Source organism: Microbacterium sp. SLBN-146 (assembly GCF_006715145.1).
In the GTDB taxonomy this organism is placed as follows: domain Bacteria; phylum Actinomycetota; class Actinomycetes; order Actinomycetales; family Microbacteriaceae; genus Microbacterium.
Genome location: NZ_VFMR01000001.1, coordinates 2789571 through 2814370, shown reverse-complemented (window position 1 = coordinate 2814370; position 24800 = coordinate 2789571). Strand labels below are relative to the sequence as shown.

23 protein-coding genes and 1 tRNA gene are annotated in these 24800 nt (G+C 67.8%); 7 read left to right on the top strand and 17 right to left on the bottom strand.

What is annotated here, in order from left to right; translation table 11 throughout:
* Window position 1: 1 nt before the first annotated feature.
* Both lepA and FBY39_RS12550 read right to left on the bottom strand, forming a co-directional pair.
* Window positions 2–1855, bottom strand: coding sequence for a translation elongation factor 4 (gene lepA, locus FBY39_RS12555; RefSeq protein ID WP_141932612.1), 1854 nt, complete (start codon window positions 1853–1855; stop codon window positions 2–4).
* Window positions 1856–1895: 40 nt separating this feature from the next.
* Entirely contained in the window at window positions 1896–3038 is a 1143-nt protein-coding gene (locus FBY39_RS12550; protein WP_141932611.1) for a pyridoxal phosphate-dependent aminotransferase, read from the bottom strand.
* Between the two features lie 37 nt (window positions 3039–3075).
* Here FBY39_RS12550 and FBY39_RS12545 point away from each other — a divergent pair, with 37 nt between their 5' ends.
* Window positions 3076–3822 carry an alpha/beta fold hydrolase gene (locus tag FBY39_RS12545; RefSeq protein WP_141932610.1) on the top strand — a complete coding sequence of 249 codons (747 nt, stop codon included), beginning with the start codon at window positions 3076–3078 and terminating at the stop codon, window positions 3820–3822.
* A 132-nt stretch (window positions 3823–3954) separates the two neighbouring features.
* On the top strand, window positions 3955–4215 hold the full coding sequence (rpsT, locus tag FBY39_RS12540; RefSeq protein WP_141932609.1) for a 30S ribosomal protein S20: 261 nt from the start codon (window positions 3955–3957) through the stop codon (window positions 4213–4215).
* A 58-nt stretch (window positions 4216–4273) separates the two neighbouring features.
* Here the strand turns inward: rpsT and holA are convergent, their stop codons facing one another.
* The 6 genes from holA to pabB form a co-directional block, all read right to left on the bottom strand.
* Complete coding sequence (gene holA / locus FBY39_RS12535) at window positions 4274–5308, bottom strand: DNA polymerase III subunit delta (RefSeq protein ID WP_141932608.1); 1035 nt, start codon at window positions 5306–5308, stop codon at window positions 4274–4276.
* 165 nt (window positions 5309–5473) lie between these two features.
* Window positions 5474–7831, bottom strand: a complete 2358-nt coding sequence (locus tag FBY39_RS12530) for a ComEC/Rec2 family competence protein (RefSeq protein ID WP_141932607.1) — start codon at window positions 7829–7831, stop codon at window positions 5474–5476.
* Window positions 7832–7923: 92 nt separating this feature from the next.
* Window positions 7924–8463 carry a YaeQ family protein gene (locus FBY39_RS12525; protein ID WP_141932606.1) on the bottom strand — a complete coding sequence of 180 codons (540 nt, stop codon included), beginning with the start codon at window positions 8461–8463 and terminating at the stop codon, window positions 7924–7926.
* A gap of 35 nt (window positions 8464–8498) precedes the next feature.
* Window positions 8499–9092: a ComEA family DNA-binding protein gene (locus FBY39_RS12520; RefSeq protein ID WP_141932605.1), complete on the bottom strand. Its 594-nt coding sequence runs from the start codon at window positions 9090–9092 to the stop codon at window positions 8499–8501.
* 92 nt (window positions 9093–9184) lie between these two features.
* Window positions 9185–11773 (bottom strand): leucine--tRNA ligase, encoded by a 2589-nt coding sequence (gene leuS / locus FBY39_RS12515; protein WP_141932604.1) that lies wholly within the window; start codon window positions 11771–11773, stop codon window positions 9185–9187.
* Between the two features lie 71 nt (window positions 11774–11844).
* Entirely contained in the window at window positions 11845–13137 is a 1293-nt protein-coding gene (pabB, locus tag FBY39_RS12510) for an aminodeoxychorismate synthase component I (RefSeq protein WP_141932603.1), read from the bottom strand.
* A 42-nt stretch (window positions 13138–13179) separates the two neighbouring features.
* Between pabB and FBY39_RS12505 the strand changes: the two genes are divergently transcribed.
* Genes FBY39_RS12505 through FBY39_RS12495 form a run of 3 tightly spaced genes read left to right on the top strand, consistent with a single transcriptional unit; the run spans window position 13180 to window position 15690 of the window.
* Window positions 13180–13875, top strand: coding sequence for a DedA family protein (locus FBY39_RS12505; RefSeq protein ID WP_141932602.1), 696 nt, complete (start codon window positions 13180–13182; stop codon window positions 13873–13875).
* Between the two features lie 5 nt (window positions 13876–13880).
* Window positions 13881–14918 carry an App1 family protein gene (locus FBY39_RS12500; protein ID WP_141932601.1) on the top strand — a complete coding sequence of 346 codons (1038 nt, stop codon included), beginning with the start codon at window positions 13881–13883 and terminating at the stop codon, window positions 14916–14918.
* A 52-nt stretch (window positions 14919–14970) separates the two neighbouring features.
* Window positions 14971–15690: an SOS response-associated peptidase gene (locus tag FBY39_RS12495; protein ID WP_141932600.1), complete on the top strand. Its 720-nt coding sequence runs from the start codon at window positions 14971–14973 to the stop codon at window positions 15688–15690.
* Here FBY39_RS12495 and FBY39_RS12490 read toward each other — a convergent pair whose 3' ends face one another.
* The 4 genes from FBY39_RS12490 to FBY39_RS12475 are packed head-to-tail and all read right to left on the bottom strand — an operon-like array spanning window position 15691 to window position 20238.
* Complete coding sequence (locus FBY39_RS12490; protein ID WP_186337015.1) at window positions 15691–16887, bottom strand: glycoside hydrolase family 3 N-terminal domain-containing protein; 1197 nt, start codon at window positions 16885–16887, stop codon at window positions 15691–15693.
* 26 nt (window positions 16888–16913) lie between these two features.
* Window positions 16914–18593: an acyl-CoA dehydrogenase family protein gene (locus FBY39_RS12485; RefSeq protein WP_141932599.1), complete on the bottom strand. Its 1680-nt coding sequence runs from the start codon at window positions 18591–18593 to the stop codon at window positions 16914–16916.
* Window positions 18594–18634: 41 nt separating this feature from the next.
* A complete protein-coding gene (locus FBY39_RS12480; protein ID WP_260837938.1) occupies window positions 18635–19765 on the bottom strand; it encodes a sorbosone dehydrogenase family protein in 1131 nt (376 codons plus the stop codon).
* On the bottom strand, window positions 19762–20238 hold the full coding sequence (locus FBY39_RS12475) for a VOC family protein (RefSeq protein ID WP_141932598.1): 477 nt from the start codon (window positions 20236–20238) through the stop codon (window positions 19762–19764). Before FBY39_RS12475 ends, FBY39_RS12480 begins: the two co-directional genes overlap by 4 nt.
* Window positions 20239–20381: 143 nt before the next feature.
* Here FBY39_RS12475 and FBY39_RS12470 point away from each other — a divergent pair, with 143 nt between their 5' ends.
* Together FBY39_RS12470 and FBY39_RS12465 are read left to right on the top strand one after the other, a co-directional pair.
* Entirely contained in the window at window positions 20382–20801 is a 420-nt protein-coding gene (locus tag FBY39_RS12470) for a YciI family protein (protein WP_141932597.1), read from the top strand.
* 20 nt (window positions 20802–20821) lie between these two features.
* Window positions 20822–22060: an RNA polymerase sigma factor gene (locus FBY39_RS12465; protein WP_141932596.1), complete on the top strand. Its 1239-nt coding sequence runs from the start codon at window positions 20822–20824 to the stop codon at window positions 22058–22060.
* Between the two features lie 301 nt (window positions 22061–22361).
* On the opposite strand, the gene FBY39_RS12460 is transcribed toward FBY39_RS12465, so the two are convergent.
* The 5 genes from FBY39_RS12460 to FBY39_RS12440 all read right to left on the bottom strand — a co-directional run bounded on the left by FBY39_RS12460 (window position 22362) and on the right by FBY39_RS12440 (window position 24793).
* Window positions 22362–22437, bottom strand: a tRNA-Ala gene (locus FBY39_RS12460).
* 70 nt (window positions 22438–22507) lie between these two features.
* Entirely contained in the window at window positions 22508–22885 is a 378-nt protein-coding gene (rsfS, locus tag FBY39_RS12455; RefSeq protein WP_141932595.1) for a ribosome silencing factor, read from the bottom strand.
* The gene (locus FBY39_RS12450) at window positions 22882–23964 is read right to left on the bottom strand and encodes a hypothetical protein (protein ID WP_141932594.1); all 1083 of its coding nucleotides are present in this window, start codon (window positions 23962–23964) and stop codon (window positions 22882–22884) included. The genes rsfS and FBY39_RS12450 overlap by 4 nt, the downstream gene beginning before the upstream one ends.
* Window positions 23961–24557, bottom strand: a complete 597-nt coding sequence (nadD, locus tag FBY39_RS12445) for a nicotinate-nucleotide adenylyltransferase (RefSeq protein ID WP_141932593.1) — start codon at window positions 24555–24557, stop codon at window positions 23961–23963. Before nadD ends, FBY39_RS12450 begins: the two co-directional genes overlap by 4 nt.
* 11 nt (window positions 24558–24568) lie before the next feature.
* Window positions 24569–24793, bottom strand: a complete 225-nt coding sequence (locus FBY39_RS12440) for a hypothetical protein (RefSeq protein ID WP_141932592.1) — start codon at window positions 24791–24793, stop codon at window positions 24569–24571.
* Window positions 24794–24800: the final 7 nt, after the last annotated feature.

Sequence of the window (24800 nt, the reverse complement as noted above, 5' to 3'; positions counted from 1 at the left end):
CCTACTTCGCGCCCTTGCCCTCGACGTCCCCCGAGAGGGCGGCGATGAACGCCTCCTGGGGCACTTCGACGCGGCCGACCATCTTCATGCGCTTCTTGCCCTCCTTCTGCTTCTCGAGGAGCTTGCGCTTGCGGCTGATGTCACCGCCGTAGCACTTCGCGAGCACGTCCTTGCGCATGGCTCTGATGGACTCGCGGGCGATGATGCGCGCGCCGATCGCAGCCTGGATCGGCACTTCGAACTGCTGGCGCGGGATGAGCTTCTTCAGGCGTTCGGTCATCAGCACGCCGTACGCGTATGCCTTGTCGCGGTGGACGATCGCACTGAACGCATCGACGGCCTCACCCTGAAGCAGGATGTCGACCTTGACGAGATCCGCCTCCTGGTCGCCGTCCGGCTCATAATCCAGCGACGCGTAGCCGGCGGTCTTCGACTTGAGGTGATCGAAGAAGTCGAAGACGATCTCGCCGAGCGGCATCGCGTACCGGATCTCGACGCGGTCCTCGCCGAGGAACTCCATCCCGAGCAGCGTTCCGCGACGGGACTGACAGAGCTCCATGATCGTGCCGACGTAATCCTTCGGCGCGAGGATCGCCGCCTTCACCATCGGCTCGGTCACGCTCGCGATCTTGGTCCCCGACGGGAATTCGCTCGGGTTCGTGACGACGAACATCTTGTTGTCGTCGGTCTTGACCTCGTAGGTCACGGACGGCGCGGTCGAGATGAGGTCGAGGCCGAACTCGCGCTCGAGACGCTCTGTGATGATCTCCAGGTGCAGGAGACCGAGGAACCCGCAGCGGAAGCCGAAGCCCAGCGCGACCGACGTCTCGGGCTCGTAGTTGAGCGAGGCATCCGACAGCTTCAGCTTGTCGAGGGCCTCTCGGAGCACCGGATAGTCGCTCCCGTCGATGGGGTACAGCCCCGAGAAGACCATCGGCTTCGGGTCCGTGTAGCCGGGCAGCGCCTCCTTCGATGGCCGCTGCGCGTTCGTGACGGTGTCGCCGACCTTGGACTGGCGTACGTCCTTCACTCCCGTGATCAGGTAGCCCACTTCGCCGACGCCGAGCCCCTTCGTCGGGGTCGGCTCGGGTGACGACACGCCGATCTCGAGAAGCTCGTGGGTCGCCCGCGTCGACATCATCTGGATGCGCTCACGAGGGGTGAGCGATCCGTCGATCATTCGCACGTACGTGATGACACCGCGGTACGAGTCGTACACGGAGTCGAAGATCATCGCCCGAGACGGGGCGTCGGGATCGCCCTTGGGGGCGGGGATCAGGTCGACGACGTGGTCGAGCAGCTCTTCGACGCCGAGACCGGTCTTGCCGCTGACCCGCAGGACATCCTCGGGCTTGCCCCCGATGAGGCTCGCGAGTTCCTTCGCATACTTCTCGGGATCGGCCGCCGGCAGGTCGATTTTGTTGAGCACCGGGATGATCTGCAGATCATTCTCGAGTGCCAGGTAGAGGTTCGCGAGGGTCTGCGCCTCGATGCCCTGGGCGGCGTCGACGAGCAGGATCGCCCCTTCGCACGCGGCAAGCGAGCGGCTGACCTCATACGTGAAGTCGACGTGCCCGGGCGTGTCGATCATATTCAGGGCGTATGTCGTGCCGTTCACCTGCCACGGCATCCGCACCGCCTGCGACTTGATCGTGATGCCGCGTTCGCGCTCGATGTCCATGCGGTCGAGATACTGCGCACGCATGTCGCGATCGGAGACGACGCCCGTCGTCTGCAGCATCCGATCCGCCAGCGTCGACTTGCCGTGGTCGATGTGGGCGATGATGCAGAAATTGCGAAGGAGCTCGGGCGGCGTGGCAGACGGCTCGAGAGGCTTCAGTGCGCGCGGTGACATATCCCATCGATTCTACGGGGGGCGCGGCTGAGAAGCCTGTTCACGCCGGAGCGGGTAGTCGTCGGAGGCCTTCGAGGAGCGGACCTCGAGCGCTCGCGACGCACACGCGCACCCATCCTTCGCCTGATGCGCCGAACGCGGATCCCGGAGCGACGGCGACGCCCTGCTCGTCGAGGAACCGTTCGCACCACGCGACGACGTCGCCCCCTGATGCGTGCGCGACGTCGATCCAGAGGTAGAAGGCCCCCGTCGGCGGGAGGTAGTGGATGCCGCGGTCGTCCAGCAGCCGGGTCGCCTCGATCAGATTGTCGCGATAGTGCGCCGCGGCCCGCTCGACATCGGACTGGTCGCCTGTGAGCGCGGCCAGAGCGGCACGCTGCGACGGGGCGTCGACGCAACTGACGATCGACTCCTGCACGCGGAGCATGGCGGGGCGCCAGCCGGGCGGCGTCACGAGCCATCCGACTCGCGCGCCGGTCATCGCGTACGTCTTCGACATCGAGAAGACGGTGAGGACGCGATCGTCGGAGTCGAGCGACGTGAGGCTCACGTGCGGAACGCTCCAGGTGAATCGCTCGTAGACCTCGTCGGAGATCACCCACAGGTCGTGCCGTCGGGCGAGGTCGAGGATTGCCTCGAGCGTCGTACGGTCGAACGTCGAGCCCAGCGGGTTCGAGGGCGTGTTGACGATGATCGCGCGCGTGCGGGGTGTGACGAGCGACTCGAGCTCGTCGAGGTCGGGCTGGAAGAACCGCTCCGCGCGGAGTGGATACGGCACTGGGGTCGCCTGTAGCAGATGGGCATTCATCGTGAAGGTCGTATAGCCCGGGTCGGGGACGAGGACTTCGTCGCCCTTCGCGAGCGTCATGGCCATCGCCATGTGGAGCGCCTGGGTCGCGCCGACCGTGACCCACACCTGCTCGACATCCACCGCGAGATCGTTTTCGCGAGCGAGCTTCTCGACGATCGCCTCGCGAAGCGGCGTGATGCCGCCGTTGGGGGTGTACCGGATATCCCCCTCATGCCACGCCGCCGCCGCGGCATCCCGCACTGTCACGCCGACGACCTCGCCAGGTTCCCCGACAGCCAGGATGATGGTGTCCGGGCGCTGCAGCGCGCGTTCGAGGATGTGTCGCACGCCGGAACCCGGCATCCGGTCGACGTGCGGGGCGATCTCGGGCATGACCTCAACGATAGGACCGCGTCGTTATCCTGAAAGCGTGACGGTTCAAGTCGTGCTCGTGCACGGGATCCGTACGTCCGCCTCCATGTGGCGTGTGCAGGCCGCCCACCTCCGCGATCGCGGGATTCCTGTCACAGCGGTCGATCTTCCGGGGCACGGATCGCGCATGGCCGAGGTCTTCACCCTCGACGAGGCGTTCGCAACGATCGACAGGGCGGTCCGTGCGGCAGCTCTCGAAGGTCCGGTGCTCCTCGCCGGGCACTCGATGGGCGGTCTCCTGAGCATCGATTACGTCGGAGCAGAGAATCCCCCGCCCGTGGCCGGATTCATTGCGGCATCCTGCACCGCGATACCGCGGGGGGCGGGCCTGGCGACCTACCGCTTCCTCGCTCGGAGGTTCGACGCGCTGCCGGACCGCGGAATGTGGCTGACGCAGCGAATGCTCGCCGCGACTCTCCCCGAGGAGACACGCGCGGACTTCGGAGCGGGCGGATACGCCTTCGACGCTCAGGACGTCGCTCTGCGGAGCCTCTCGGTGCTCGACCTCCTCACGGCCCTCGCACGCATCGACGTTCCGCTGTGGTTCATCAACGGTCAGTACGACCAGCTTCGCGTCAACGAACGCCTCTTCACGTCGATTGCCCCGCACGCCGAGTTGATCGTCGTACCGCGCACGTCTCATCTCGTGACGGCGATGCGCCCGAGGGTCTTCAACGCGCTGCTCGACCTCGCCATCGCGACGATCGACGCTCGGGGCGACCTGCCGACCGCGTCTCGTTCGTGAGAATCACGACGCGCCTGCTAGAATCGGCTTTTGGCTTGCGTGTGGGGTCCCACCTCCGCACGACGCCGCGAGCGGCCCCTCTACCGTAACGCGGCACAACTCCGAATCCAACGAACGAAAGATACGTCGAACGTGGCCAACATCAAGTCGCAGATCAAGCGCAACAAGACCAACGACAAGGCGCACGAGCGCAATAAGGCCGTCAAGAGCGCCCTTCGTACCGAGGTGCGCCGCACCCGCGAGGCCGTCGCCGCCGGCGACAAGGCCGCCGCAGAGAAGGCACTCGCGACCGCGACGAAGAAGCTCGACAAGGCCGTGAGCAAGGGCGTCATCCACGAGAACCAGGCTGCGAACCGCAAGTCTGCGATCGCGAAGCAGGTCGCCGCTCTCTGAGCCGCATCCGTGTGAGAAGAGCCCGTCCCCCCGTGGGGCGGGCTCTTCTGCATTCCGGTCAGGATGCGTAGGGGGCGCGCGTCGCGATGACGGTGACGAGGCGTTCGAGGGAGAACACCGGATCGCGGGAGCCGCCCTTGACCTCGAGGTCGGCGCGCGCTGCGGCTTGGATCGCGCCGCTGAGGGATGCTTCGTTCCACCCGGCCAGATCGCGCTTGGCGCGGTCGACTTGCCAGTCCTTGAGGCCGAGTCGTGCAGCAAGCGCCGCGGATGACTCGCGGTGTCCGGCGACACGCGCCATCGTGCGGAGCTTCGACGCGATGGCAGCGACGAGGGGCACGGGGTCGGCGCCCGAGGCGAGCGCGTGGCGGAGAGCGATGAGTGCGTCGCCATAGCGACCCGCGATGGCGGTGTCGGCGACCGTGAAGGCGGACGTCTCGACACGGCCTCCGTAGTACCGCTCGACGATCTGATCCGTGATGTCGCCGGGGACGTCGGAGATGAGCTGCTGGCAGGCGGCCGCGAGTTCGGTGACGTCGTCGGCGAAAGCGGAGACCAGGGTGCGGAGCGCTGTCGGGACGATGCGCTTCTGCGCAGCGCGGAACTCCCCCGCCGCGAAGTCGAACTTGTCGGAATCGCGCTTGATCGCGGGACAGGCGATTTCGACGCCGCCGCCGGTTCCGGCGCGGATGGCGTCGAGGAGCTTCTTGCCCCGCACCGTCGCACCGGTGTGCCGCAGGACGAGCGTCGCGCCCTCCTGCGGCTGCGCGAGGTAGCTGAGCGCCTCGGAGAGGAACGCGTCGGAGCACTTCTCGACGCCGGTGACGCGGACGAGGCGTGGCTCACCGAAGAGCGACGGCGACGTGACCCCGAGGAGGGAGCCTGCGACGTAGTCGTCGGCACGCAGGTCCGAGACCTCGAGGCTGGGGTCTTCTGCCCGCAGGTAGTCGCGAAGCGTCGCTGTCGCTCGCTCGGCACACACGTCTTCAGGCCCCGAGACGAGGACGACAGGGGCCGGCTGCGGTGAACGCCACGAGAGCTGAGGGATCGCCGACTTCGACGTCGAGGGTGATCGTCGAGGTGCCGCGGCCATAGCACTCAGCCTATCGAGACCCCCGACATCGACCGCCTCCCCGAGGCATCCGATCGGTCACCTCCCCGTTCACTTGTCTCAAAGGGCGAGGTCTACGGCGCGGGGGCCGCCCTTTGAGACAAGTGAACTGCGCGCGGGGAGGGAGGTGTGAGCGACGTGCTGAAGTCAGCCGCGCTCGTGCCAGACGACGACGTCGTCGTCGCGGGCCGAGACGGCCGTGATGCCCTGTGTGTCCGTTCGCGCGATGACGACGCCGAGGACCGTGAGGACGTCGAGGATCTCTCTCCGAGGGTGTCCGTAGTCGTTGTCGGCACCCACGCCGATGAGCGCGATGGACGGATCGGCCTCTGCATAGAGTCCCGGATCCTGGTCGCGGCTGCCGTGGTGAGCGACCTTGACGACGGCGTACGGAGGCGCGAGTTCGCCGGATGCCGCGAGAGCACGTTGCGGGGACTCGGAGAGATCGCCGAGGAACAGGCTCGCGGGCACTCCCCCGCCACGGATGTCGATCACGACGCTCGCGTCGTTGCCCGACGGGAACGCCGGGCTGTCGGGCGGCGGCCACACCACACGCCAGCGCGCTTCTCCGAGCGCCCCCTCGTGGCCCGCGGCACCGCGGATCAGGTGCGCACCGCCCCGGGTGAGCTCATCGAGCAGGCGGTCGTCGGGTGGATCCACGGGCGGCCCGTGCACGACGGTGCCGACGCGACCGAGCACGGCCTCCGTACCGCCGACGTGGTCGAGATCGAAGTGCGTGAGGACCAGGAGATCGATCCGCGCGATTCCTGCCCGAGACAGGCACGCGTCGAGCGCTTCAGGATCGGGACCGGTGTCGACGAGCGCGACAGCCCCGTGCGAACGAATGAGGACGGCATCTCCCTGACCGATGTCGCATTGGAGGATGCTCCAGTCGTCGGGCAGCGTCCACCCACCCGCGATCGTGCGCGTGGCCGTCGATCCGAGGGCCGCACCGAGCACGACGGCGATGGCGACGGCAGACGCTGCGCGTGCGCCACGGCGAACAAGCGACCCGCCCGAGGGGACCGCGGTCACGATCGCGCACGCGGCACTGAGCAATGCGAGCGCCGTGGCTCCGAGCCAACCATCGATCCACGGCAAGAGGTCGCCGGGAAGGTTCGCGACGGTGTCAGCCGTGACGGCGATCCAGGTCGCGGGGATCCAGGCTACGGCGGCGAGTCCGGACTGCACGAGCGGGAACGCGACGGTCAGACATGCGAGGAGTCCGATGACGGTCGCGGCGGGAGCCGCCGGCGCCGCGATCACGTTGGCGAGCACGCCGAACACCGGAACGCTCGGCTCGATGAGGATGAGAAGCGGTCCGCATGCGAGCTGGGCCGCGAGAGGTACGGCGAGGAGCAGCGCGAGCGACCGTGGAAGCCATCGGGCGAGGCCGAGCGTCAGCGGCTTCGCAAGCAGAAGGAGCGACGCCGTGGCGGCGACGGAGAGGGCGAATCCCAAAGAACCGGACAACCAGGGGTCGAGGACGAGAAGAACGACGACGGCGAGGCTCAGTACCGACATCCCGACGCCCGTTCTGCCGAGGAGGAGGGCGAGCATGGCGATCGCGGCCATCGTGGCCGCCCTGATGACGCTCGGCTCCGGGGTCACGAGGATGACGAAGCCCACGAGCACGACGAGTCCCACGCAGACCCGCAGGCGCCTGCCCGCTCCGAGTCCCGCTGCGGCGAGGAAGCCGAGACCCACCACGAGCGCGCAGTTGGCACCGGATACCGCTGTGAGGTGGGACAGGGACGATTGCTTCATCGCCTCGTCGAGGGTCGGATCGACGGCGGAGGTGTCGCCGACGGAGAGCCCCGGGACGAGCCCGGCTCCAGGATCGGGAAGTCCGGACGTTGCGGCGACGAGCCCCTGACGCAGGGCTGCGGCGCCACCGAGCAGCCCGGACGCCGGTGAGATCACCTCCAGCTCCGACGCCCTCAGTTCCCACACCGCTCGCGCACCGACCCGACCGGGGACCGCTGACCCGCGCGCCGAGACGACAGCGCCGACGTCCAGCGTCCCGGGGGGCGACGAGACATCATCGGGATCGATCCGGATGACGGCGTCGCCGTGCACCCTCCTCGCGTCCGCCCCCGCCGTCACCTCCTGCACGACGACATCGAAAGTGACGGATCCGTCGACGCGATGCTCGATCTTTCCGCTCACCGTGGCACGCACGTCGATGGCGCGTCCACCGTCGAGCGCCGCCTCCGCGAGTGTGCTCCGGTCGTGCGCGCCGATCGTGACGTGCGTTGCGACGGCGGCACCGCAGGCGAGTGCGAGAACGATGATCGCCGCCGCGTGCCGGACGCCCCGTCGTCGGACTCCGAGGCCGCTGAGCACCGCGAGACAGAGAACGACGACGACACCGAGAACCCAGAAGGTCACAGAAAGAAGGGGTGCGTCGCCGTTGTGTGTCGTCCACAGGGCGACCCCCCAGGACGTCAGGACGACGGGCACGAGCCGCACGCGGTCCGTGAACGCGTGCGTGGACGACCCCATGTGCCCACGCTAGGCAGACGAGGTGCCGCGCGATGTGAGCGATATGAGTCCGGGGACAACCGGGCACTCCGCCCCGGTTGGGGAGGAAACGCTCAGTCGAGGCTGAGCGTGTGAATGTCGGATTCCGACGACGTGCCGTTGAGCTCGAGGTAGACGTGGCGCTCTGTGACCGAGAGGCTCATCGTGTTGCGCCGCGCAAGTGCTCCGACGGCGTGCGCGATGAAGTCGGGATCGAAGCTGTGCAACTCGATCTCCTCCGCACGGTGGATCCGCTTGCCGGCCCAGGGTGCGCGCACCTTCTCCGGGTCACGATGCGTGTAGATCCTCGTGCGATCGACGAGCTTGCTCGCGTAGTGCAGCCGCTCGGCATCGGGCGCGCCGACTTCGATCCACGCCGTGATGTGCCCCGTGAGGTCACGGATGAGGACAGCCGGCTCATCCGTCGCCGAAACGCCCTCGCTGAACCCGATCCCCTCCTGGTACTCGAGGCAGTAGGCCAGCACGCGCGTCATCATGTACGCGTCGGTCTCGGACGGGTGTCGGGCGACGCGGAAAGAGAGATCCTCGTAGACCCCGCGGTCCACATCCGCCAACTGCACATCGAATGTGTGGATCGTCGCACCCAGGGCCATGGGTATCGAGCCTACGCGCGCAACGGTCTGGCGACTCACACGGTGACGAGATCGCGGAACGACTCGAGCATCTTGTCACCTATGCCCGGTATCGCCAGAAGATCGTCGACGCTCGAGAAGCGCCCGTTCGATTCGCGCCATTCGATGATGCGCTGTGCGATGGCCGGCCCGACACGCGGAAGCGTGTCGAGGTCGCTCAGGTCGGCGGTGTTGAGATTGACCCGCCCGTCCCCCGCCACGCCCGCCTCCGTCATGGCCGGCGCCTCGCCCGCTGCCAGCACGATGATCTGCTCGCCGTCGCTGACAGGGCGTGCGAGGTTGAGAGCATCCGCATCCGCCTCGTCTGTGAATCCTCCCGCGGCGGCGACGGCGTCGACCACACGGGATCCCTCCGCGACCACATACAGCCCGGGAATCTCGACAGCTCCGGAGACGTGCACGTACACACCCGCTGACGGTGCGGTCGCGAGCGTTGCCGGCTCATCCAACGAGATCGTCTCGACCGGCGCAAGAGCGCTTCTGAGGATGCCGATGCCGACCGTCGCCGCAAGGACGACGAGCACGAGAACCACGAGCGCGCCGACACCCAGCCTGCGCCGGGTATCCGTGTACGACGGGTCGGATGCCATCCCGACACGTTATGCGCGCACCGGACACGGCAGACGACCAGACCTCGCGAAGGTGGATACCGCTGATCAGCTCCGCTCTGGGGAGGAGAAGATCAGCGCGTGCTGAAACTCACGACCTTCGGAGCGCGCACGATCACACGAACGATCTCGCGGTCGCCCAGCGATCGGGTGATGCGCGAGTCCTCGCGCGCGAGACGTTCGAGCTCGGCAGCGTCGATCCGAGCCGGAACCGTGAGCGTCGCACGCACCTTGCCGTCGATCTGGACGACCGCCGTGACGGACTCGTCCACGAGGAGAGTCGGGTCGGGCTGGCGCCACGTGGCAAGGCCGACGAACGGCTCGTAGCCGAGGATCTCCCACATCTCCTCCGCCGTGTGGGGCGCGAAGAGGTCGAGCATCATCGCGGTCGACTCCGCAGCCTCTCGGACGGCGGGGTCGGCGGGACCGGCACCGGTGTCGATGGCTTTGCGCGTCGCGTTGACGAGCTCCATGAGACGCGCGACGAGCACATTGAACTTCGTCTGCTCGACGAGTCCGGGCGCGTCGGCGAGCAGGCGGTGGGTGACGCGGCGGAGCGCGGCATCCCCTTCCGCCCACACCACGTCGGGCTCGCTCGTGACATCCTTCGCGACGCGCCAGGCGCGCGCGAGGAACTTCGCGGCGCCTGTCGTCGAGACGTCCTCCCAGTTGATGTCGTCCTCGACCGGCCCGGCGAAGGCGATCGCGGTGCGCACGACATCGGCGCCCGGGTCCATCATGCTGGCCTCGAACTCGACGAGGTTGCCCTTGCTCTTGGACATCTTCGATCCGTCGAGCAGCACCATGCCCTGGTTGATGAGGCTCGAGAACGGCTCAGTGAACTCGACGAGGCCCATGTCGAACAGGACCTTCGTGATGAAGCGCGCGTAGAGCAAGTGCAGGATCGCGTGCTCGACGCCGCCGATGTAGGAGTCGACGGGCGCCCACTTGTCGGCCTCACGAGGATCGAAGGCGCGCTCGGGATCGCTCGGGTCGAGGAAGCGCAGGAAGTACCACGAGCTGTCGACGAACGTGTCCATCGTGTCGGGGTCGCGCAGCGCCGGCTCGCCCGTCTCCGGGTCGACCGTTTGCATCCACTCCGTCGCCCCGCCGAGAGGCGACGTGCCCTTGGGTGCCAGATCGAGGTTCTGCGCGTCGGGGAGGACGAGCGGCAGCTGGTCCTCGGGAACTGGGACGATCCTGCCGTCCTCGGTGTGGATCATGGGGATCGGCGTGCCCCAGAACCTCTGTCGCGAGATGAGCCAGTCGCGGAGGCGGTACGACTTCGCGGCGCGCCCGACACCGGCGGCCTCGAGCTGCTCCGTGATCCGCGCGATCGCGTGGCGCTTCGAGAGGCCGTCGAGCGAACCGGAGTTGATCATGCGACCGTCGTCGGTCAGTGCGATCCCCGTTTTGGCGGGGTCGATCTCATCGAGCGACGCCTCATCGGCGCCCGGGTCGATGGGGACACCGTGCTCGTCGAGCTCGATGACGGGAATCGCGCCGGTGATGGGGGCTGTCGTGTCGACGACGACCTTGACGGGGAGGTCGAACGCACGAGCGAAATCGAGGTCGCGCTGATCGTGCGCGGGAACGGCCATGACGGCGCCGTGGCCGTAGTCGGCGAGGACATAGTCGGCGGCCCACACGGGGAGTCGCTCCCCGTTGATCGGGTTGACGGCCCAACGGCCGAGGAAGACGCCGGTCTTGGGCCGGTCGGTGCTCTGGCGCTCGATCTCGCTCTGCTTCTGCACCTGGTCGAGGTAGTCCTGGAAGCGCATGCGCACGTCGGGATCTGCTCCCGCGACGAGTTCGGCGGCCAGATCGCTGTCGGGCGCGACGACGAAGAACGTCGCGCCGTGCAGCGTGTCGGGGCGAGTGGAGAAGACCGTGACACGCTCATCGCGGCCCTCGATCTCGAACTCGATGTCGGCTCCGACGGAGCGACCGATCCAGTTGCGCTGCATCCGGATCACCTTCTGCGGCCAGAACCCCTCGAGCTGGTTCAGGTCGTCGAGGAGGCGGTCGGCGTAGTCGGTGATCTTGAAGTACCACTGCGTCAGCTTCTTCTTGACGACCTCGGCGCCGCAGCGTTCGCAATGCCCGTCGACGACCTGCTCGTTCGCGAGCACCGTCTGGTCGTTGGGGCACCAGTTGACGGGGCTCTCCTTGCGGTACGCGAGCCCGCGCTCGTACAGCGCCTGGAAGAGCCACTGGTTCCAGCGGTAGTACTCGGGGTCGCTCGTGTGCAGGATGCGAGACCAGTCGTACGAAGAGCCGTACTCGCGGAAGCTCTTCTTGTGCTGCGCGATGTTGGCGTAGGTCCACTCGCGGGGATCCGCACCGCGCTGGATCGCGGCGTTCTCGGCGGGAAGACCGAAGGAGTCCCAGCCGATCGGGTTGAGCACGTTGTACCCGCGGTGACGCCAGAATCGCGCGACGATGTCCACATACGCGTAGCTCTCGGCATGCCCCATGTGGAGGTCGCCCGACGGGTAGGGGAACATTCCCAGCACGTACTTGCGCGGACGGGTGTCACCCGCCCCTCCCGCGCGGAACGGATCGGCCTCTGACCAGCGCGCCTGCCACTTCTGCTGGATGGCGTACGCGTCGAACGCGCCGTCGGAGTGCGCGTCGGTCTCGGGGGGCAGGGTCTGACTCACGGGGAAGAACCAATCAATGGATGCCGGGAAAGCGCCGGAGCGCCATCCTCCAGATTAGCGGACGGGGATCGTCACCAGCCGAGCGGCAGCGTCGCACCGATCGCCGCGAGCGGGCCGCGGGCCTTCACGCCGACTTCGGCGACTTCCGCCGCGGCATCCGAGTGCCAGGTGATGCCCCCGCCGGCGCCGACGTACGCACCCCCGGGGTGCGTCACGATCGTGCGGATGACCATCGCGAGGTCCAGCGCGCCGTCGGTTCCGACCCACCCGAACGCCCCCGAGAAGATGCCGCGCGGGGCGCCTTCCAGGTCGTGCAGGATCGTCATCGCGGAGAGCTTCGGCGCGCCCGTCATGCTTCCGGCGGGAAAGGCTGCATCGAGCAGATCACCGACCGTCGTCCCCGGGAGCAGGTCGCCCGCGACGGTGGAGACGAGCTGGTGGACAGCCGGGTAGGACTCGACCGCGAGAAGCGACTCGACGCGGATCGTGCCGGCCCTGCAGACGCGAGAGAGGTCGTTGCGCATGAGGTCGACGATCATGATGTTCTCCGCACGCTCCTTCGCGCTCGATTGCAACTCGTGCGCGAGCGCGAGATCTTCTTCCTCGTCCCGGCCACGGGGGCGGGTTCCCTTGATGGGGTGCGTGCGGACGACACCCGATCGCACGTCGAGAAAACGTTCGGGGCTCGCGCTCACAACGGCGACGTCGCCGCTCACGATGAGTCCCCCGTGATGCGCAGGAGTCGTCGCGCGCAGCCGCCGATATGCCTCTACGGGATCGATGTCCCCTTCCACGGCGAACCGTGTCGTGAGACACAGCTGGTAGGCATCGCCTTCGCGGATGGCGTCGCGGCATCGCTCGACGAGTGCCGCGTAGTCGTCGGGGTCGTGTCGGCCGCGCGCAGGCGAGGGTGCCGAATCGGGCTCGACGGGGGCCGGTGCGGGCTCCGCCGCGTCGACGTCGATGCTCTCGCCCGCTCCCCCGAAGTGCCATGCCCGGCGACGCTCATGGTCGAAGGCGACGAATCGCGTCACCCGCAACCAGCTGACGGAAGGGACGAATGCATCGGATGCCGCGACGGGCGCCCCGGCGCGGGCGGCGGCCTGCTCGTAGTCGAGCCACCCCACCCATCCGCCCCGGAACGGGCCGGCCCCGCCGTCGGATGCCGCCGCGGCGCACGGCACCGCCCGGACCTGGTGGGGATCGGGCTCCGGTACGCCGATGCCCACCCAACTCCACCCGTGGACCGCATCCGGTCCGGCATCGAGCCAGAACGCATGCGCGGATCGCGCGTGGAGGGCGTGGAAGACGACCTGAGGATCCATCCACGCACCGAGCGGCGTCGAGATGAGATCCTCGGTCATGGTTCCCAGGCTAGGGCGACCTGCGAGCCTTAGGCTCATGGCGTGAACGAGATCCTGTCGTGGCTCCTCGACACGGTCCAGAGCGTGGACCCCGTCGTACGGACCATCATCGCGGGGCTGGCGATCATGCTCGAGACGAGCATCCTGATCGGACTCGTCGTACCGGGTGACACGGTCGTGATCGTCGCCGGCACGGCTGTCGAGTCCCCCCTCGAAGGCGTCATCCTGGGAATCGTCGTCGTCCTCGGCGCCCTCGCAGGCGAGAGCATCGGATTCTGGCTGGGGCGATTCCTCGGCCCGCGTATCCGCGACTCCCGCCTCGGCCGCCGCATCGGGACAGACAACTGGGAGCGCTCGGAACGCTATCTTCGTCGACGCGGCGGCCCTGCCATCTTCATCTCGCGCTTCCTGCCGGTGCTGCACTCGCTCGTGCCGCTGACCGTCGGCATGAGCGAGTACCCCTATCGGCGCTTCCTCGCCTGGACGACGCCGGCCTGCATCCTCTGGGCGACGCTGTACATCTCCGTCTCCGCCGTCGCTGCGGGGACATACCGCGAACTCGCCGACAGCCTGCACTATGCGGCCTACATCTTCGTCGCGATCATCGTCGTCTTCCTCATCGGAGTGTTCGTCGCCAAGAAGCTCATCGAGCGCAGCGAACGGCGCCACCTCATGGCCGATGACGACCTTTCCGACATCCGCCGTTCAACGGAGCCGATCGGCGACGTGGAAGACTGAAGGGGATGCCCGACAACACCGACGCCCCCGCTCGCACCAAGGTGCTCTGGCTCGCCCGGCTCGAGCACCGTTTCCACACCTGGCGCGAACGTCGTGCGCGAGCCCGCGGATTGACGCCGACGGTCACGCCGTTCCCCGGCTACGGCAGTACGGAGTGGGTGCGCGTTCTCGGGCGGGTGCTCATCGTCCCTGTCGTCAAGCCGCGCAGTCCGGGCGAGTACGCCTCGGTCCGCGGGTGGCGCAGCTTCGCCGCGGTGCCCGTCGGCTATGCGCAGGTGAGCATCACGATCGCGGGCGTCACGCACGACGTGGTCTCGGATCGCGGCGGCGTCATCGATGCCGTCATCCCCGCGGAACTCGACCCGGGCTGGCAGACCTTCACCGTGACGGTCGAAGGCAGTGAGCCCGTCGAGACGCGAGCGTTCATCGTCGCGCCCGATCTCCGATTCGGAGTCGTGTCCGATGTCGACGACACCGTCATGGTGACGGCCCTCCCCCGCCCGCTGATCGCGGCGTGGAATTCGTTCGTCGTCGACGAGCACGCACGTCAGCCCGTACCGGGCATGGCGGTGCTGATGGAGCGCCTCGTGCGCGACAACCCCGGCTCGCCGCTCATCTACCTCTCGACGGGGGCATGGAACGTCGCGCCGACGCTCATCCGCTTCCTTCGGCGCCACCTCTTCCCGCCGGGGGCGATGCTGCTCACCGACTGGGGTCCGACGCACGATCGATGGTTTCGCAGCGGTCGCGACCACAAGGCCGAGAATCTCCGGCGTCTCGCGCGTGAGTTCCCTGACGTGCGATGGCTCCTGATCGGCGACGACGGTCAGCATGACGATGACCTCTACACGACGTTCACGAGCGAGCATCCGGGAAACGTCGTGGCGGTTGCGATCCGTCAGCTGTCCCCCACCGAAGCCGTGCTCGCCGGCGGTCGGACGGCCGTCAACGATCACTCGGCGGCGGCGATTCCGTGGGTCACCGACAAGGACGGCGCGGGACTTCTCGAGCGTCTCGAGGAAGCCGGCGTCATCGGGCGGTGATGGACGCCGACGGACCTGCAGCGGTGTCGGCGCCCGAGCGTAGGCTGTCGCCATGTGCGGTCGATTCGTCGTTGCCAGTGCGGGTTCCGAGCTCGTGGGCGTGCTGCGCGTCGACGTCGAGGGCGATGATCTTCCCGCACCGTCTTTCAACATCGCGCCCACGGCCCGTGCGGCCATCGTGATCGACTCCGCGAAGACGGACCCGCCGACCCGTCGGCTCGAGTCGGCGCGATGGGGCCTCGTGCCACCGTGGGCGAAGGACGTCAAGATCGGCGCTCGCGCGTTCAACGCTCGCTCAGAAGAACTCGAAGACAAACCGATGTTCCGGAACGCCCTCGGCAAGCGGCGCGCGATCGTGCCCGCATCGGGCTACTACGAGTGGAAAACCCTCGGCGACGTGAAAGTGCCGCACTACATCCACCCGGCAGACGACGCGCCGCTCTTCTTCGCGGGCCTCTACGAGTGGTGGAAAGATCCATCGAAGACCGACGACGACCCCGAGCGTTGGCTCCTCAGCTTCACGATCCTGACGCGGGATTCGATCGGCAGGCTCGGCTCGATCCACGACCGGATGCCGCTCTTCGTCGACCCGGATCACGCCGATGCATGGCTCGATCCCTCGACGGAGAACGTGCGGGATGTTCTCGATGCATCGATCGACGCGGCACCGGCTATCGCGGAGACCCTCGACGACCACGTGGTGTCGCGCGCCGTCGGAAACGTCCGGAACAACTCGCCCGAGCTCATCGAGCCCGCCCGCGACGAAGGCTGATCAGCGTACCGCGACGCATTCAGAGCACGGCAGCATCCCCCGGCCCGCGGCTGCCGTGTCGAGCCGCAGCTGGAGCACTCGGCGTGCCGCATCATCGAGCCGCTCTGCAGGGAGGGCGCCGGACTCCACGGCGGCAACGAGTCCGTCGATGATCGCTCCCGCAGAGCCGGGGGACGTGTACACAACGGCGAGCACCATGTCGTTGCCGGCAGCGACCGCACTCACGGCATTCGCCACCGGATCGGAGTAGGCGGGAATTCCCGAGGCCTCGAGCATGCCGAGGTCGTCCGTGATCATGACGCCGTCGAAACCGAGGTCGTCGCGCGCGATGCGATGCCACTCCGCCGAGAGCGATGCGGGCGTCGTGTCGACCGCCGTGTAGGCGAGATGCCCGAACATGAGGAGCGGCGCTCCCGCGTCGATCCCCGCCGCGAAAGGAGCAGCGTCAGTGGCCCGCCACTCCTCCCTCGACATCGGGGTCGACGGGATCCCGGCGTGCGAGTCGCCCGGTGCCGCCCCGTGGCCGGGGAAGTGCTTGAGCGTCGAGAAGACCGTGGAGTTCTCCCCCTGCACGGCAGCAGCGACGTGCGCGGCACCGGATTCCGGAGTCGTGCCGAGGGCCCGCCGATAGATGAACATCGACCGGTCGTTCGTGACGTCTGCGACGACGCCGAAGTTGACGCCGATACCTGCGCGCTGGAGCAGAGCGCCCCGGCCTGCGAAGGCGGACGCCGTCGCCTCGGGTGCTTCGTACTTGAGTGTCGTGGCCGCCGGGAAGTCGTCCCATGGGAGTCGCGAGACGTCGTCTCCCTCCTGGTCGACGGCGATGACGGGCGGCAGCGCGGGATCGACGGTGAGCGCGGCCGTCAACGCGCGAAGCTGCGACTCGTCGCCCGGGATGTTCGCACCCATGAGGATGAACCCACCGACGTCGGTGGACTCGACGTAGGCGCGAAGGGCAGCGGCATCCGTCGTCGGAATGTGGCCCATGACGATCGATGCCGCCTTCTCGCGCGTCGAAAGGGTGGCCAGCCGCTGTTCGGTCCGTGCCGAGCGCTCTGCGTCTGTCGCCGCGCGCACCGTGACCGTGCCCGTCGAATCCGGCACGTCCATCGTCACGACCGCGCTCACGGGAGCCGCACCCGCGAGGAGGAGCGCGCCGACGACGACACCGACCGCCACTCTCACGTGCTTCATCACGAATCCCACACTACGTGGGCGTGTCAGTGACGGGTCAGGATGGCGGCGGCGTCGGTGCCGACGGGGAGTGTTCCGTACTGCGACATACGCTCGTCGCCGAGCCGAGCGGCGATGAAGGCATCCGCATCCGCTGCAGGCGCATGACGAAGCATGAGGGATGCCTGGAAGGCCGCCGCGAGCGCCTCCGTCAATCGTCGTGCCGTCCCCTGCGCCGCCTCAGGGTCCGCGCTCTGCGCTTCTCGCAGGAGCGCGAGGGCGCGATCGACGTGCGCGTCATAGATCCGGGAGACTCCTCGCGCGTCCGACAGTTCGTCTGCGAACGCTTCAGCGGATGAGACGTCCTTCGTGAGCGCGCGGAGAACATCGAGCGCGATGACATTCCCCGACCCCTCCCAGATCGCCATGACCGGCTGCTCCCGATATCGCCGCGCGAGAGGGAAGTCCTCGGTGTACCCGTTGCCACCGAGGCTCTCGAGCGCTTCGTACGCGTGCTGCGGGCCCCGCTTGCAGACCCAGTACTTCGAGACGGGGGTCGCGAGGCGGCGGAGCGCGACATCACGATCGGACGCATCCTCCTCGAAGAGCTGGGCGAGCCGCAAGCCTGTGAGCATCGCCGCTTCCGATTCGAGCGCCAGGTCTGCCAGCACACCCGTCATCGCGGGCTGGTCGATGAGCGGGGCGCCGAACGCCATCCGGCCGCGGGCGTTCCAGAGTGCTTCGGCGACCGACTGGCGCATGCCCGCTGCCGTGCCGAGCACGCAGTCGAGGCGCGTGCGCTGCACCATCTCGATGATGGCGCGCACGCCCCGCCCAGGCTCCCCCACGAGAACCGCGATCGTGCCGTCGAATTCGATCTCCGCCGATGCGTTGGATCGGTTCCCGAGTTTGTCTTTCAGCCGCTGGATGCGGAAGACGTTGCGCATCCCACGCGTCAGCACCCGCGGCACGAAGAAGCATGTCAGCCCTTCGTCGGTCGCGCCGCGGCGCGCCTGCGCCAAGACGAGGAATCCGTCCGACATCGGCGCGGAGCAGAACCACTTGTGGCCCGTGAGCTGATAGCTGCGGCCGCCCATGTGCGTCGCGACGGTGGTCCCGGCGCGCACGTCGGATCCGCCCTGCTTCTCTGTCATCGCCATCCCGATGAGCGCGCTCGGCTTGTCGTGCTCGCCCTGCAGGTGCGGGTCGTACTCGCGGGAGTAGAGACGGGGAAGCCACTCCTCGGCGAGAGAAGGGCTCTCCTTCAGGGTCGCCACTGCGGCATGAGTCATGGAGACGGGGCATGCGTGTCCGGGTTCGACCTGCGCGAACAGCATGAACGTCGCCGCACGCGCGACGCCGGCGCCCGAACGCGGGTCAACCCACCCGGAGGTATGGGCACCGTGGGCGATCGCCGAGCCGAGCACGCGGTGGTAGGACGGGTCGTACTCGACCTCATCGAGCCGGAATCCCCAGCGATCGTGCGCGTGTGCGACGGGAGTGTGCGTGTTCGCGAGTTCGGCATCGCGCTGGAACGATGTCGAGCCGACAAGCTCGCCCGTCCGGCGGAGATTCTCGTCGGCCCATCCTGCGCCGAAGCCGGTCACCGCCGCGACGAGGGGACGATTCGTCGAGTACTCGTCGACCCCGGTGCGCCACGGCGGTTGATTCTCGACGTAGTGCGTCGCCGGCCCGATGACCCGCTGTCCGCGCGCAAATGACGTCATGCGTCTCCCCTTTCGTCGGTCGGCTGTCGCCTCGGCATCCTTCAGCCCGCCGCGAGAGGCAGACGGACGAGAAGATCGTCCTCTGGTCGTGGTGCGCCCCGGCCGTCCGTGTTGTTGGTGAGCACCCACAGACTCTCATCGGGTCCTTCGATGACATCGCGGAGGCGGCCCTGCCCGGAGAACACGGTGTCGAGCGTTCCCGATGCCGCGTCCCAGCGCCACAGTCGCTCGCCGCGCAGTCCCGCGACGAAGACCGTCTCTCCGACAGCGGCGATCCCGCTGGGGCTCGACTCGGACGGCGACCAGACGACGACGGGATCGATGAAGCGCGAATCCTCCGCCACTCCTTCGACGACGGGCCACCCGTAGTTCGCTCCCGGCTCGATGACGTTGAGCTCATCCCACGTGTTCTGTCCGAACTCGCTCGCCCACATCGTGCCGTCGGAGGTCCACGCGATGCCTTGGACGTTGCGATGCCCGTACGACCAGACGGCGGATTCGAAGGGATTTCCCGGTGCCGCGTCGCCCTCGGGGGTGAGCCGGAGGATCTTGCCGCCGAGAGCATCGACGTTCTGCGCGGCATCACGATTCTGTGCGTCACCTGTCGCGACGTAGAGCAGATCATCGGGGCCGAACGCGATCCGACCGCCGTTGTGTGTGCTCGCGCGCGGGATGCCGTCGTAGACGACCTCGACGTCACCGAGCGTGAGTGCGCCCGCTGGGCCCGTCAGCGCCATGCGTACGACGCGATTGTCGTCGGCGGTGCCGTGATAGGCGTAGAGCCACGGCGTCTCGCCATCGAGGAGCGCGAGTCCGTGAAGTCCGGATTCTCCTCCCGACACGACCCCGGGTACGGTGCCTGCCGTGCGCAGTGAGCCGTCTGTCGTGAGTTCGCGGACGATCCCGGAGTCCCGCTCCGAGATGAGAGCCCCACCGTCGGGGAGCGGAACGACCGACCACGGAGCGGCGAGCCCGCCGACGAGGGTATTCGCCGCGCCACCCGTCGTCCAGGAACCGGACCGCGGCGGTGTTGCGGTGCCGGTAGGTTCGGACGTGGGGCGCGGCGAGGTGGGCGGAGGCGGTTCAGCGGTCGGAGAAGCGGCGCATCCAGATGCCACGACGGCGACGGCGATCACCGCGGCGGCGGCACGCGGCATCCGGAACCATGTCATGCGGCATCCGCCGCCGCTTCGATGGCGACGATGTCGATCTTGTGCATCGAGAGCATCGCCTGGACCGCGCGGTGCGCACGCGTAGCGTCGGCATCCTGAATGAGCGACGCGAGCCGAGCGGGGATGATCTGCCATGACAGACCCCACCGATCCTTCAGCCAGCCGCAGGGCTGTTCGACGCCCCCATCGGCGACCAACGCGTCCCAGTAGCGGTCCACCTCGTCTTGATCCGCACATGTCAGGTGCAGGGAGATCGCCTCCGTGAACGGATACTGCGGCCCCGCGTCCATCGCGAAGTAGTCGGCGCCGTCTAGGCGGAAGTGCGCGTGCATCACTTTCCCGCCGAGGCCGGGAGTGCCTTCGGGGTACCGCGTGATGGCGACGATCTCGGAACGCGGCACGATGCGGGTGTAGAAGGCGATCGCCTCCTCGGCGTCGTCATCGAACCAGAGGAAGGGCGTGACGATGCTCATGGTCCCAGGCTCGCCCAGGAGGGGTTCCGGCACAAGCCCGGCGACCTGTGAAAGAAACTCTCCGGGCATGTCGATTCCGCTGCTGTCCATTCGACGCAATAGTGAAAGGGGGAATCGCACCCCCGCCGAACAGGGAGAACGAGATGAAGCACATGCTGATCATGAGGGCGACGCAGGAAGCCGTCGACCGCTACGCCGAGATGGACTTCGAAGCGGTCATCAACGCGATGGGCGCATACAACGAGTCCATGATGAAGGCGGGCGTCATCGTCGCGGGCGAGGGTCTCTCCCCCGAACCCGGCTACGTCGTCGACTTCAGCGACGACGCGCCGATCGTCAGCGACGGACCCTACGGTGAGGTGCACGAGCTCTTCAACGGCTTCTGGATCATCCAGACCGCGACCGCCGACGAAGCGATCGAGTGGGCCAAGCGGTGTCCACTCGGTCCTGGCAACAAGCTCGAAGTGCGCCGAGTCCAAGAAGACGCCGACTTCGAGCAGTTCGCCGACAACGAATACATCCAGAAGGAGAAGGAGTGGCGGGCGGAGCTCGGCACGGAGTGACCGCGGGATCCGATACGGCGATGGATGACACACGGCGTACGGTCGAGGCCGTCTGGCGCATCGAAGGACCGCGAATCACGGCATCCGTGGCCAAGATGACCGGCGACCTCGGCCTCGCCGAGGACGTCGCGCAGGACGCCGTCGCCGAGGCTCTGGCCGCATGGCCGCGCGACGGCGTGCCCGTCAACCCCGGAGCCTGGCTCACGGCGGTGGCGACGCGACGAGCGATCGACGCGTGGCGGCGGCGTGAACGGCTGAACGAGCGGTACGTCCAGATCGGGCGCTCGCTCGACGAAGCGTCCGACGAGGAGTGGGAGCCCATCGACGACGACGTCCTGCGGCTCGTCTTCACCGCCTGCCACCCCGCGCTGTCACGGGAATCGCAAGTGGCGTTGACGCTCCGGGTGGTGGGCGGGCTGACCAGCGCGGAGATCGCCAGGATGCTGCTCGTCGAGACGCCGACGGTCCAGGCGCGGATCACACGCGCCAAGAAGACGCTGAGTGCCGCCCGCATCCCGTTCGCGACGCCCGATCCGGGCGAGTGGCGAGACAGACTCGGGTCGGTTCTCGGGGTCATCTACCTCGTCTTCACGGAGGGGTACGCAGCCACCGCGGGAGACCGATGGATACGCCCCGACCTGGCGGACGAAGCAATCCGGCTCGGTCGTGTCGTCGTCAGTCTCCTGCCCCGGGAGCCGGAGGCCCTTGGCCTCCTCGCTCTCATGGAATTCCAGCGGTCGCGGTTCGCGGCACGTGAGTCGGCGGGCGCGGCGGTCACGCTCGCCGACCAGGATCGCAGCAGGTGGGACCGCGGCCAGATCGCGCGGGCGATCGCGATCCTGGGAAGAGCGGATGCCGCAGCCGCCGCGCGCGGCCACGGTCGCGGGTCGTACGCACTCCAGGCGGCGATCGCCGAGCGCCACGCGGTCGCGGCGAGCGTCGATGACACGGACTGGGAGGAGATCGTCGCGCTGTACGAGACGCTGGTTCGGGTGTCGCCCAGCCCGATCGCGGAGCTGAGCCGCGCTGTCGCAGTGTCGATGTCGTCGAACGCCGCCGAAGCGCTGCCGATCGTGGATGCTCTCCGTGATCGCGGTGCGCTTCGCGGGTCGCACCTTCTGCCGAGCGTGCGGGGAGAACTTCTCGCTCGCGCGGGGCGCGCCGATGAGGCCCGCGTGGAGCTTCTGGAAGCTGCACGCCTCACGACGAACGCGGCTCAGCAGAGGGTGCTTCGGGAGAAGGCCGCCTCGCTCACGTGATGCCGCAGGAGCCCTGCCGCATCACGTGGCCCGCCCGCATGGTCTCTTCGTCATCCGGCGCCGAGACCACGTCATCCCTCGTCGCCGAGAAGACGCGATCCGTCGATCTCGGGCGCCTCCGGCAGCAGTTGGGTTCTTCTCGGCGTATAGAGCGGCGGCACCGCGGAGGACAGCGGCCCAGCGCGTGCCGTCGCTGACGCGGGACTCATGGACGACGTGGCAGCACCCGTTGGAGACATGGCGGTCTCAACATGAGGGAGCTGCCGAGCATCACGCGATGCGCATGATCTCGATGAGAAATTGGTGGACCTGAGGGGACTCGAACCCCTGACCCCCTGCATGCCATGCAGGTGCGCTACCAGCTGCGCCACAGGCCCAGACGCTTCCTCGATCGCTCGAGGCAACTCCCCTAGCTTACTACACAGGGAAGCGTGCCTCGAACTCGGGTCACTCCGCGGACGAGTGTTCGGGAAGCTCGATCGGGACGAGCGGGCAGTCCTTCCACAGACGCTCCAGGCCGTAGTACACGCGCTCCTGCTCGTGGAAGACGTGCACGACGAGATCACCGAAGTCGAGGAGAATCCAGCGTGCTTCCGAGCGACCTTCGCGCCGGAGGCGCTTGTGGCCGGCTTCGAGGAGCTTCTCTTCGATCTCATCGGCGATCGCGGCGACGTTGCGTTCGTTCCGCCCGGTGACGAGGAGGAAGACGTCGACGAGCGGGAGCGGACCCGACACGTCGAGCGCGAGCAGGTCCTCCCCGCCCTTGGCGTCCGCCGCCGCAGCGGCGATCCGCACCATCTCGTGGGACTGTTCACTTGCCGTCATGAGAAGACTCCATTCACGATCGCCACGATGAGGACGCCGGCGAGTGCGAGGAACAACGCTCCCGCGGTGATCGCGAGCCACATCATGAGCCGGCTGCCCTTCTCGGGTACCGGCGGCTTGATGACGTCTCCCGCGCTCTTGACGGTGCTGATGGCAGCACTCGCGGCGATCGGCGTGGGAGACGAATGTGCGGGCAGCTCGCCGTCGATGAGGACCGCGTCGACGTCTTTGCCATCAGCCGTACCCGGCGCGTGCCCCGTCGAGCCGAGTCCCTCGGGCAGGTTGAAGGTGCCCGTGATGATCACTTCACCCGTCGCCGTGACGGAGGTGATCGGAAGGTCTCCCGTCGTCTGAGAGAGGATGAGGGCGTTCGGCGTTCCCACGGAACCGGTCGACCCGCGCGCGAGCAGCTGGTCGAACGACGGCGGCAGATCGATCTGAACGGGCTCGCCGGCGATGAGGTCTTCGCCGAGCGCGGGATTGACGATGGGTCGGACCTCGTCGACCGGTGCCTCGGCGTCAAGCTCGGGGTCCTCGTCGACATCGCGTTCGAGGGCGCGCCCCGGGTCCGTCGAGGGCACCTCGACGTCGGGGGCCTCATGCTGCATCGTGTCGAGGTCTTCGGGCGGAGACCACTCCTCGACGGGGTGGTCCTCTGTCGCCGGTGCCGACTGCGGAACCGAGTCGATCGGTCCGGATGCGACCGGCACGGACGACTCGCTGATGATCGCCGAGACGGATGCCGCGTGCGCAGCTGCGAGGTCGGGTGTGATGACGGGCACCGAGGCGGTGCGGATGCGCTCCTGCTGTCGCGCCTGGCGGCGGGTCAGCGGCGCGACGCCGAGGTCGACATCGGCGTCCGCGATCGGCGCAGGACCCACCGCCGCCGGCTCCGCCGGTCGCGGGAGCGGGGCGGGCGTCGGCTCAGGTTCCGGCGCGGATTCGATGACCGGGGTCGGATCGTCAGCGGGGTCGGCGGCGGAGTCATCGAGAACGATGACGGGGGTCGCGCCGGTCTTCCGCAGCTCGCGCAGTTGCTTGCGGGTCAGCGGTGTGTCCGGGTGCTCGGGTTCAGTCATTCCTTGCTCCGGTAGAGGTGGTGCTTCGCAATGTATTGGACGACCCCGTCGGGGACGAGGTACCACACGGGTTTCTCGTCCCGCACGCGATCACGGCAGTCGGTCGACGAGATCGCCAGGGCGGGAATCTCGAGCTGACTCACATCGTCGGTCGGCAGCCCCGAGATGTTCAGAACATGACCGGGCCGAGAGACGGCGACGAAGTGGGCGAGTTCCCACAGTTCATCATGGTCCCTCCAACTGAGAATCTGCGCTACGGCGTCTGCGCCGGAGATGAAGAACAGGTCGGCGTCCGGACGCTGCGCCTTCAGGTCGCGAAGAGTATCGATCGTGTACGTCGGCCCCGTGCGGTCGATGTCTACTCGACTCACCGTGAACTGCGGGTTGGACGCGGTCGCGATCACCGTCATGAGATAGCGATGCTCGCTCTCGGTGACAACGGTCTTGTGCCAAGGCTCACCCGTAGGAACGAAGACGACTTCGTCGAGACCGAAAGACTCGGCGACTTCGCTCGCCGCGACGAGGTGGCCGTGGTGGATGGGATCGAACGTCCCACCCATGACCCCGATCCGCGGAGCGCGCGTCGCCGACATGCAGTTGCGGCCTAGTGGCCGTGCCCGGAGCGCTGAACCTCGTTCGCATGCGACTTCGCGTATGCCTCGGCCTTGGCTGAATGGCGGTTGGCAACGTTGCGGTACGACGCCGTCACGAGTCCGAGCGCAGCGAACACGACGATCGCCACCACGCCGTACCAGAGGGTCTCGAGCTGCACGTTGCCGGTGTGCTCGGCTTCCTCAGCGGCGAAGGCGAGAATCGTGACGAGGGACATGCGGACT

Bases quoted from the DNA above. Each gene is read 5' to 3' on its own strand.
- lepA (WP_141932612.1), bottom strand. From the start codon at position 1,855: ATGTCACCGCGCGCACTGAAGCCTCTCGAGCCGTCTGCCACGCCGCCC.
- holA (WP_141932608.1), bottom strand. From the start codon at position 5,308: ATGGCCGCGGCACCTCGACGATCACCCTCGACGTCGAAGTCGGCGATC.
- FBY39_RS12530 (WP_141932607.1), bottom strand. From the start codon at position 7,831: ATGGGGTCGTCCACGCACGCGTTCACGGACCGCGTGCGGCTCGTGCCC.
- FBY39_RS12520 (WP_141932605.1), bottom strand. From the start codon at position 9,092: ATGGCATCCGACCCGTCGTACACGGATACCCGGCGCAGGCTGGGTGTC.
- FBY39_RS12525 (WP_141932606.1), bottom strand. From the start codon at position 8,463: ATGGCCCTGGGTGCGACGATCCACACATTCGATGTGCAGTTGGCGGAT.
- rsfS (WP_141932595.1), bottom strand. From the start codon at position 22,885: ATGACGGCAAGTGAACAGTCCCACGAGATGGTGCGGATCGCCGCTGCG.
- nadD (WP_141932593.1), bottom strand. From the start codon at position 24,557: ATGTCGGCGACGCGCGCTCCGCGGATCGGGGTCATGGGTGGGACGTTC.
- FBY39_RS12450 (WP_141932594.1), bottom strand. From the start codon at position 23,964: ATGACTGAACCCGAGCACCCGGACACACCGCTGACCCGCAAGCAACTG.
- FBY39_RS12550 (WP_141932611.1), bottom strand. From the start codon at position 3,038: ATGCCCGAGATCGCCCCGCACGTCGACCGGATGCCGGGTTCCGGCGTG.
- FBY39_RS12500 (WP_141932601.1), top strand. From the start codon at position 13,881: ATGCCCGACAACACCGACGCCCCCGCTCGCACCAAGGTGCTCTGGCTC.
- FBY39_RS12485 (WP_141932599.1), bottom strand. From the start codon at position 18,593: ATGACGTCATTTGCGCGCGGACAGCGGGTCATCGGGCCGGCGACGCAC.
- FBY39_RS12495 (WP_141932600.1), top strand. From the start codon at position 14,971: ATGTGCGGTCGATTCGTCGTTGCCAGTGCGGGTTCCGAGCTCGTGGGC.
- FBY39_RS12475 (WP_141932598.1), bottom strand. From the start codon at position 20,238: ATGAGCATCGTCACGCCCTTCCTCTGGTTCGATGACGACGCCGAGGAG.
- FBY39_RS12440 (WP_141932592.1), bottom strand. From the start codon at position 24,793: ATGTCCCTCGTCACGATTCTCGCCTTCGCCGCTGAGGAAGCCGAGCAC.
- FBY39_RS12470 (WP_141932597.1), top strand. From the start codon at position 20,382: ATGAAGCACATGCTGATCATGAGGGCGACGCAGGAAGCCGTCGACCGC.
- FBY39_RS12490 (WP_186337015.1), bottom strand. From the start codon at position 16,887: ATGAAGCACGTGAGAGTGGCGGTCGGTGTCGTCGTCGGCGCGCTCCTC.
- pabB (WP_141932603.1), bottom strand. From the start codon at position 13,137: ATGACCGAGGATCTCATCTCGACGCCGCTCGGTGCGTGGATGGATCCT.
- FBY39_RS12465 (WP_141932596.1), top strand. From the start codon at position 20,822: ATGGATGACACACGGCGTACGGTCGAGGCCGTCTGGCGCATCGAAGGA.
- FBY39_RS12480 (WP_260837938.1), bottom strand. From the start codon at position 19,765: ATGACATGGTTCCGGATGCCGCGTGCCGCCGCCGCGGTGATCGCCGTC.